Genomic DNA, 7,481 nt, shown 5'->3' with positions numbered 1-7,481 from the left:
GCCGACGATGGCGGTGCGGCGGCCGGGGGCGGCTGCCCATTGCTCGGCGAGGTGCCATTACCCCCGGGCTGGTAGGTCGCGAAGAAGTCCCACCAGGCCCGGTCGACGGAGTTGCGGTCCTTCAGGTAGCTCTCGTAGAGCTCATCGACGAGCCATTCGTTGGGTCCGAATGCTTCCATCGGGTCGGCAGGAGTCTTGGGGTCGGGCACGGCCGTAACGCCTCTTTCGCACTCGTCAGCGGTGACGGAACTGTTTCAACCCGTCCAGCCTACCCGGGCCACCAGGAAGGGCCGCTTCCCGCGGTGCCCGCGCGCCGACGTCAGGTCACATCGCGCCGAGTAGTCAGGAAGGCACCGCTGATGGCGAGCACGGCGGCATACAGGACGAGAACGAGACCGGCCTGCCACCAGTGATCGAAGTACTGAGACTGGGCGGCAGGGTCGACGCTCTGACCGGCCGTGGGATCGCTGGTGATGAGCATGTTCGAGGTCAGCTGGCCCGGGATCCACTTCATCGCCGAATACCAGTGCTTGACCGTGAAGATGATGGACAGGGCGGTCTGGATGATGAAGGCGAAGCCGACGGCGATCAGGACAGCCGCGATCTGGTTGCGGATCAGCATGCCGACGCCGAAACCGATGAGCATCCAGATGGCGAAGACGAGGATGCCGATGCCGAGCGACTCCCACACCTTCGGTTCGCCGAGGAGGGTCGGCTGGTGCTTGACGAATTTGATGATCGGCACGGCGCCGGCGATGCTGGAAGCGGCGTGGACAACGGCATACAGAGCACCGGTGATGGCCACGGCGACCATCTTCGAGATCATCACGACCCACCGGTTGGGGGTAGAGAGGAAGGTCGCGCTGATCGTCTTGTGCCGGTATTCGCCGGTGATCAGCATGACCCCCAGGGCCAGCGGGAAGAGCAGCGACATCTGCTGCACGATGCCGGCGTTGTAGATCAGCTGTGCGGTGCCGACGGTCAGTTTGGCGAAGGGGTTGCCCTGGCCGCCGTTGTCGCCGTTGTCCATATTGGCGTTGCCGAGCAGGGCGGCGAAGCCCATCGCGATCAAGGCGGCGACCAGGGCCATACCCAGCCCCATGCCCCACCACAACCGCGTGCTGAAGACCTTCCGAAGCTCGGAGCGGATGGCGCCGATCACTTTTCGTTCCCCCCGTCCTGGCCGGCGATCGCGTCCTGCTCCTGGGGAGCGGTCCCGTCGCCGAGATTGCGGTTCTGGCCCTCGGTCAGGGCGAAGAAGAGTTCTTCGAGGTCGCTGGCCTGCGGCTGCAGTTGCCAGATCGGCAGCCCGGCGCGCAGGGCGACATCGCCGATGAGGCGCAGGTCGTCGGTCTGCACCGAGAGTGAGTTGCCGTCGGCCCCCGGAGTCGACGTCACATCCGCGACGCGGAGCGCGCCGGCGAGACGGCCGGGGTCCGAGGTGCGCACCAGCGCGGTGACCGGGCCGTGCAGGGATTCGATGGTCCCGGCCCGGACGAGCCGGCCGTTCGAGATGATCACGACGTCGTCGACGGTCTGCTCGACCTCTTGCAGCATGTGACTGGAGACCAGAATGGTCCGGCCCTGGGCGGCGAGACTGCGCAGGAAGCCGCGCAGCCAGCGGATGCCCTCGGGGTCGAGGCCGTTGGCGGGCTCGTCGAGGATCAGCACTTGCGGGTCGCCCAGCATCGCGGCGGCCAGACCGAGGCGCTGGCGCATGCCCATCGAGTAGCCCCCCGCCCGCTGGCGGGCGGCGGCCGGGATGCCGACGAGTTCGAGCATCTCGTCCACCCGCGAATCCGGTATGCCCGCGGTGGCGGCGAGCACGCGCAGGTGGTCGCGACCCGAGCGTCCGGGGTGGAAGTTGGTGGCCTCGAGCGCGGACCCGACGGTCGTCAGCGGCGTGGAGATCCCGGCATACGAAACGCCACCGATGGTGGCGGTGCCTGCGGTGGGCTTGACCAGGCCGAGCAGGATCCGCAGCGTGGTGGTCTTGCCGGCGCCATTGGGCCCGAGGAAGCCGGTGACCCGCCCCGGTGCCACGCCGAAACTGAGGTTGTCGACGGCAACGAAGTCACCGAATCTCTTAGTGAGGTCGGTGATCTCGATCCGTCCGCCATCGGCGGTCGCGCTCATCTGGGTCAACTTTCCGGTCGATGCGGGGCCCCTGCCCCCGTCCTCGCACCCCGTGGTGCGCACCCATTCAACCAGGCATCCTTGGGTACCATGGCCGCACTATGAGCGAGTGGCTGCTGGTGATTGCCGCAATTGCCCTCACCTTGGGGACGGCCCTCTTCGTCGCCATTGAGTTCTCGCTCGTGGCCCTGGACCGTCCGACCGTCCAGAAGGCCGTCGACCAGGGCGATCGCGCAGCCGAGTCGGTGCTGGCCTCACTGAAGCAGTTGTCGACGCAGTTGTCGGCCGCGCAGGTCGGCATCACCTTGACCACCCTCATCCTTGGTTTCATCACCCAGCCGTCGGTGGGTGCACTGCTGACCAGCGGGCTCGAGGCTGCGGGCGTCAGTGTCGGTATGGCCGGACGCGTCGGCAGCGTGCTCGCGCTCGTGCTTGCCACGCTCTTCTCGATGATCGTTGGTGAACTGGTTCCGCAGTTCCTCGGCATCAGCGCGCCGCTGCGGGTCGCGAAGAAGGCGGCTCGACCGGTGCGCATCTTCGCGCTGATCGCCAAACCGCTGATCGCTGTCTTGAATGGATCGGCCAATGCCTTCTTGCGGGCGGTCGGCATCGAGCCGCAGGAGGAGCTGTCCGCGGCTCGGACACCGCAGGAGTTGGCCTCCATGGTGCGGTCCTCGGTCGCTGCCGGGACCCTGGATGAGAGCACCGGACGTTTGGTGACCGCGTCCTTGCGCTTCGGGGAGCAGACGGCCGCCGATGTCATGACGCCCCGCTCGCGCGCGTCCGCGATCGAACGTACGGCGTCGGCGGCCGATGTCGTCGCCCTCGCGCGGGCTACCGGGCACTCCCGCTTCCCGGTGATCGCCGACGACTGGGACGACGTCGACGGCGTCGTCCACGTCAAGGCCGCGATCTCGGTCCCGTATGACCGGCGCCCCGGGGTTCCGGTGTCCGCGCTGATGGTCGACCCGGTCGTCGTGCCCGAGACCCTGCGGCTCGATCCGCTGCTGGACACCCTGCGCGAGGCCGGATTGCAGTTCGCGATCGTCGTCGACGAATACGGCGGCACCTCTGGCGTGGTCACCCTCGAGGACGTCATCGAAGAGATCGTCGGCGACGTCGGCGATGAGCACGACCGGTCGGAGACGACCGGTCGCCGCACGGTGGACGGCTCCTGGATCGTGCCCGGTATGTGGCGTCCGGACGAAGTGCGCACGCGCGTCGGCGCGCCCATGCCGGACGGGCCGGCCTACGAGACGGTGGGCGGTTATGTGATGGCCGCCCTCGGTCGGGTGCCGGCCGTCGGGGACGAGACCGAACTGCCCGGCTGGCGGATCGTCATCGTGGATATGGACGGCCGGCGGGTGGACCGGCTACGCATGATCCCGCTGCCACCCGAGGGGGCCGTTGACGATGTGGCTGCCGCCGACGGTGCGGATGCCGCCCACGGTGCGGATGCCGCCGACAGTGCGGGTGCCGCCGACGGTGCGGACGAAGGGGCGAGGACATGAGCCCGGCCGCCTGGGTCACCATCGTGCTGCTCCTGCTCAACGCCTTCTTCGTGGGCTCGGAGTTCGCCGCCATGGCCGCGCGGCGCAGCCAGTTGGAGCCCCTCGCCGACGCGGGGAGCCGACGCGCGCGGACCTGCATCGAGGCGTCCGAGCACATGGGCAGCGTGCTCGCGTGTGCGCAACTCGGGATCACCTTGTGCTCGGTCCTGCTGGGTGCGATCTCGGAAGCCGCGCTGCACCACGCCCTCGAAGGGCCCTTGCACTCCCTCGGCGTGCCGGAGGCCGGGATCAGTGGGCTGGCTCTGGCGCTCGCGCTGCTGATCGTCGTCTATCTGCACGTCGTGGTGGGGGAGATGATCCCGAAGAACCTCTCGATCGCCTCGCCCGAACGCTTTGCGCTGATCCTGGTGCCGCCGCTCTATTGGCTCACGCGCGTGCTGCGGCCGTTCATCTTCGTCATGGAGACGGTGTCCAAGGCGATCGTGCGCCGGATGGGCATCGAACCCAAAGACGAAGTGGCCAGCGCCTATACGGCCGAGGAGGTCCACCACATCGTGGCCGAATCGCACCGGGAGGGACTGGTGGAGGAGGACCAGTTCGACCTGCTGGGGGCCGCCCTGGAATTCTCCGACAAGGACGCGCGTGACGTGGGCGTACCGGTCGCGCGCCTGGTCACCGTGGCGGAGTCCGCCACGCCCGCGCAGATCGAGCGGCTGGTCGCCAAGCACGGCTTCTCCCGCTTCCCCACGGTCAACGCCGCCGGTGAGCTGACCGGCTATGTGCACCTCAAGGACATCCTGTATGCCGACTTGGCCGAGCACGATGTGCCCATCCCGGCCAAGCGCGTCCGGCGCCTGGCAACCGTCGGTGAGGCCGACGAGGTCGAGGACGCCCTAGCGACGATGCAGCGCTCGGGCTCGCACCTGGCCCGCGTGGTTGATCAAGCGGGCCGCACGACGAGCGTGATCTTCCTCGAGGACGTGCTGGAGATCTTGGTGGGCGAGGTCATCGACGCGTCACAGCGGCACTGACCCGGGCTTTCCCTGGCGCAAACCCGCCGCGGCGCGCGACAATGGCTTCAGGTGGTGATGGCCGTGGCTTTCCGAATGCATGTCCCGATCGGTGTTCCCGTGCTCTCGCCCGGGCGGCATCGCACGCCTCGGTCGGGTGGGTGCTTCATGGAGTTCGCGTCGTATCTGGCGGGGGAGCGGTGGAGCGATCATCCGGACTGCACCCACCCGGTGCTCGCGGCGCTGGCGCGTGACGTCAACGACTTCGTCGGTGACGAGCGACGGGCCGAGTTGGTGGGCTTGATTCCTGAGGTTGTGGGTTTGAACGGGAGCGATCCGATCCTGGCAGTGGCCGTCGCCGTGCGGGCGGCCGTCGCGGCGCTCCCCGTGGCACCGCTGGAGGCTCAGCACGTGCTCAGCGCCGGGGCACTGTCGTGCGACCAGTATGTGGTGACGGCCGAGCCGCCGGGCGGTGCCCGGCTTCGCGCCGAGATCGCCGCGGCGCTGGATCTGGTTCCGGCGCAACGCGACTGGGCCGTGAAGCGGCGCCAGGCGGTCGGCGCGTGTTCGATCGACCAGGGCCATCTGGTGCGCAAGGTCGCGCCCTTGATGGTGCACACCGCCACCATCGGCCTGCACCAGGCTGCCATCCCGGACGGGCCGGAGCGGCTGGTGGCGCTGCTGCGCGCGGCAATCGATGATGTGCTCGCCCTGATCCCCCGTCTGGGTCCCCCGCTCTGCGTGGGAGTGGCCGATTCAGCCCTGTCGAGAGGCCGATTCAGCCCCATCGACAGGGTAACGCTCGGGTAACTTGTGCTTCACTCGACTCCCACGCGTGCTCCCGTCGGCGCTCTCATTTCATTCCAGGCGCCTGTTACTTCTGCCGGAGTCACCGAAGGCCGGCTCCACTCGTTCCTCGTGGATGCCGGCCTATCGGTGCCCCCGGCAGGATTCGAACCTGCGCTCCCGCCTCCGGAGGGCGGTGCTCTATCCCCTGAGCTACGGGGGCGACAACGAGGGTTGAGGGTAGCAGGCCCAGCCAGGCGCACGTGAATCGCCAGCATCCACCGAGCCTGGCACCTCAACGATGAGTGATAACGCGGTCCTGACCGCATTTTCACTCATCGATAACCCTCCCAGGCGGCCACCGGGCGAGTCTCGCCGCCCAGAATGCGGTTCGTGGGCACCCCGAGCCCTCCGTAGAATCGCCCGGTGACCCCCGAACAGCTGGCCGCCGCGATCCGCGCTGCCTTGGCCGAACTCGTCGCCGCCGGCGAGCTGAACGTCGAGGTGCCCGAGACCCTTCGCGTCGAGCGTCCGCGCCAGCAGGGACACGGCGACTGGTCGACCAATATCGCCATGCAGCTCGCCAAACCTGCCGGTATGCCGCCGCGCGACCTCGCGGCCAAGCTCGCCGCCGCTCTCTCCCCCGTCACCGGCGTCGCCGCCGTCGACGTTGCCGGCCCCGGATTCCTCAATATCACCGTGGACGCGGCGAGCGCCGGCGAACTCGCGCGCACCATCGTGGAGGAGGGGGCGGCATACGGGCAGGGCACCCAGGGGCGGGGCGTCAAGGTCAACTTGGAGTTCGTCTCAGCCAATCCGACCGGGCCGATCCATCTCGGCGGCACGCGGTGGGCGGCCGTGGGCGACGCGCTCGCCCGGGTCATCGAAGCGACCGGGGCCGACGTCACCCGGGAGTATTACTTCAACGACCACGGCGCCCAGATCGACCGGTTCGCCCGCAGCCTCCTCGCCGCCGCCCTTGGCGAGCCGGCACCCGAGGACGGCTACGGCGGTGGCTACATCGCCGAGAGCGCGGCGGATATCGTCGCGAGCGAGCCGGGCATCACCGAGCTATCCCGCGAGCAGGCGCAGGAGCGTTTCCGGGCGATTGGGGTCGAGATGGCCTTCGCGGATATCAAGTCGACGCTGCATGACTTCGGTGTCGATTTCGACGTCTATTTCCACGAGAACGACCTGCATGCCAGCGGTGCCGTGGAACGGGCGATCGCGCGCCTGCGCGAACTCGGTGCCGTGTATGACAAGGACGGTGCGCTCTGGCTGCGCACCAGCGAGCACGGGGACGACAAGGACCGGGTCGTCATCAAATCCGACGGCCAGCCCGCCTATATCTCTGGCGACCTGGCCTACTACCTCGACAAGCGCGAGCGCGGCTTCGATGAGTGCATCATCATGCTGGGCGCTGACCACCATGGCTATGTCGCACGGATGATGGCGATGTGCGCGCTCTTCGGTGACGAGCCAGGCCGCAACCTGCAGATCCTCATCGGTCAAATGGTCAACCTCGTCAAGGATGGCCAGCCGGTTCGCATGAGCAAGCGGATGGGCACCGTCGTCGTGCTCGATGACCTCGTCGACGCCGTTGGCCGCGACGCCGCACGCTATGCCTTGACTCGCAGCTCCAGCGACTCGAACATCGACATCGACCTTGACCTGCTGATCAAGCGCAGCAATGACAACCCCGTCTACTACGTCCAATACGCCCACGCACGGACGGCGAATGTCGCCCGCCTGGCTGCCGAGGACGGTGTCGACCGCAGCGAAGGTTTCGACCCGGCGCTCCTGACTGACCCAACCGAGGCCGCGCTCCTGGCGATTCTCGGCGACTTCCCGCGCGTGATCAGCCAGGCCGCCGCGATGCGCGAGCCGCACCGGGTCGCGCGCTACCTCGAAGACCTCGCCGCGCACTTCCACAAGTGGTACGACACCTGCCGGGTCCGCCCGCTCAACGCCGAGGAGCCGGTGACCGACCTGCACCGCACCCGCCTCTGGCTCAATGACGCCACCCGGGTTGTGCTCG

Annotated in this window: 7 protein-coding genes and 1 tRNA gene; 4 read left to right on the top strand and 4 right to left on the bottom strand. The window is 68.1% G+C overall.

Annotated elements, in window-relative coordinates:
* The 3 genes from PKH97_RS11505 to PKH97_RS11495 form a co-directional block, all read right to left on the bottom strand.
* Nucleotides 1-209: hypothetical protein (locus PKH97_RS11505; protein WP_324387587.1), on the bottom strand; the 209-nt coding region annotated here is incomplete at its 3' end.
* A 110-nt stretch (nucleotides 210-319) separates the two neighbouring features.
* Nucleotides 320-1,162 carry an ABC transporter permease gene (locus PKH97_RS11500; RefSeq protein ID WP_324387586.1) on the bottom strand — a complete coding sequence of 281 codons (843 nt, stop codon included), beginning with the start codon at nucleotides 1,160-1,162 and terminating at the stop codon, nucleotides 320-322.
* Nucleotides 1,159-2,136: an ATP-binding cassette domain-containing protein gene (locus PKH97_RS11495; protein ID WP_324387585.1), complete on the bottom strand. Its 978-nt coding sequence runs from the start codon at nucleotides 2,134-2,136 to the stop codon at nucleotides 1,159-1,161. Before PKH97_RS11495 ends, PKH97_RS11500 begins: the two co-directional genes overlap by 4 nt.
* Before the next feature lie 101 nt (nucleotides 2,137-2,237).
* Between PKH97_RS11495 and PKH97_RS11490 the strand changes: the two genes are divergently transcribed.
* The 3 genes from PKH97_RS11490 (at nucleotide 2,238) to PKH97_RS11480 (ending at nucleotide 5,467) form a co-directional block, all read left to right on the top strand.
* Nucleotides 2,238-3,647, top strand: a complete 1,410-nt coding sequence (locus PKH97_RS11490; RefSeq protein ID WP_324387584.1) for a hemolysin family protein — start codon at nucleotides 2,238-2,240, stop codon at nucleotides 3,645-3,647.
* The gene (locus PKH97_RS11485; RefSeq protein WP_324387582.1) at nucleotides 3,644-4,678 is read left to right on the top strand and encodes a hemolysin family protein; all 1,035 of its coding nucleotides are present in this window, start codon (nucleotides 3,644-3,646) and stop codon (nucleotides 4,676-4,678) included. The genes PKH97_RS11490 and PKH97_RS11485 overlap by 4 nt, the downstream gene beginning before the upstream one ends.
* Before the next feature lie 210 nt (nucleotides 4,679-4,888).
* Nucleotides 4,889-5,467: a hypothetical protein gene (locus tag PKH97_RS11480; RefSeq protein WP_324387581.1), complete on the top strand. Its 579-nt coding sequence runs from the start codon at nucleotides 4,889-4,891 to the stop codon at nucleotides 5,465-5,467.
* A gap of 127 nt (nucleotides 5,468-5,594) precedes the next feature.
* Here the strand turns inward: PKH97_RS11480 and PKH97_RS11475 are convergent.
* Nucleotides 5,595-5,666: transfer RNA gene (locus PKH97_RS11475), tRNA-Arg, on the bottom strand.
* 203 nt (nucleotides 5,667-5,869) lie between these two features.
* Here PKH97_RS11475 and argS point away from each other — a divergent pair.
* Nucleotides 5,870-7,481, top strand: a 1,612-nt coding sequence (gene argS, locus PKH97_RS11470; RefSeq protein ID WP_324387580.1) for an arginine--tRNA ligase, incomplete at its 3' end; no start/stop codon positions are given.

This window comes from Nostocoides sp. (assembly GCF_035343835.1).
GTDB lineage: Bacteria > Actinomycetota > Actinomycetes > Actinomycetales > Dermatophilaceae > Nostocoides_A > Nostocoides_A vanveenii.
This window is presented reverse-complemented; position numbering and strand designations above follow the sequence as displayed.

Coding starts and splice junctions, on each gene's coding strand:
- PKH97_RS11485 (WP_324387582.1), top strand. CDS start 3,644: ATGAGCCCGGCCGCCTGGGTCACCATCGTGCTGCTCCTGCTCAACGCC.
- PKH97_RS11490 (WP_324387584.1), top strand. CDS start 2,238: ATGAGCGAGTGGCTGCTGGTGATTGCCGCAATTGCCCTCACCTTGGGG.
- PKH97_RS11495 (WP_324387585.1), bottom strand. CDS start 2,136: ATGAGCGCGACCGCCGATGGCGGACGGATCGAGATCACCGACCTCACT.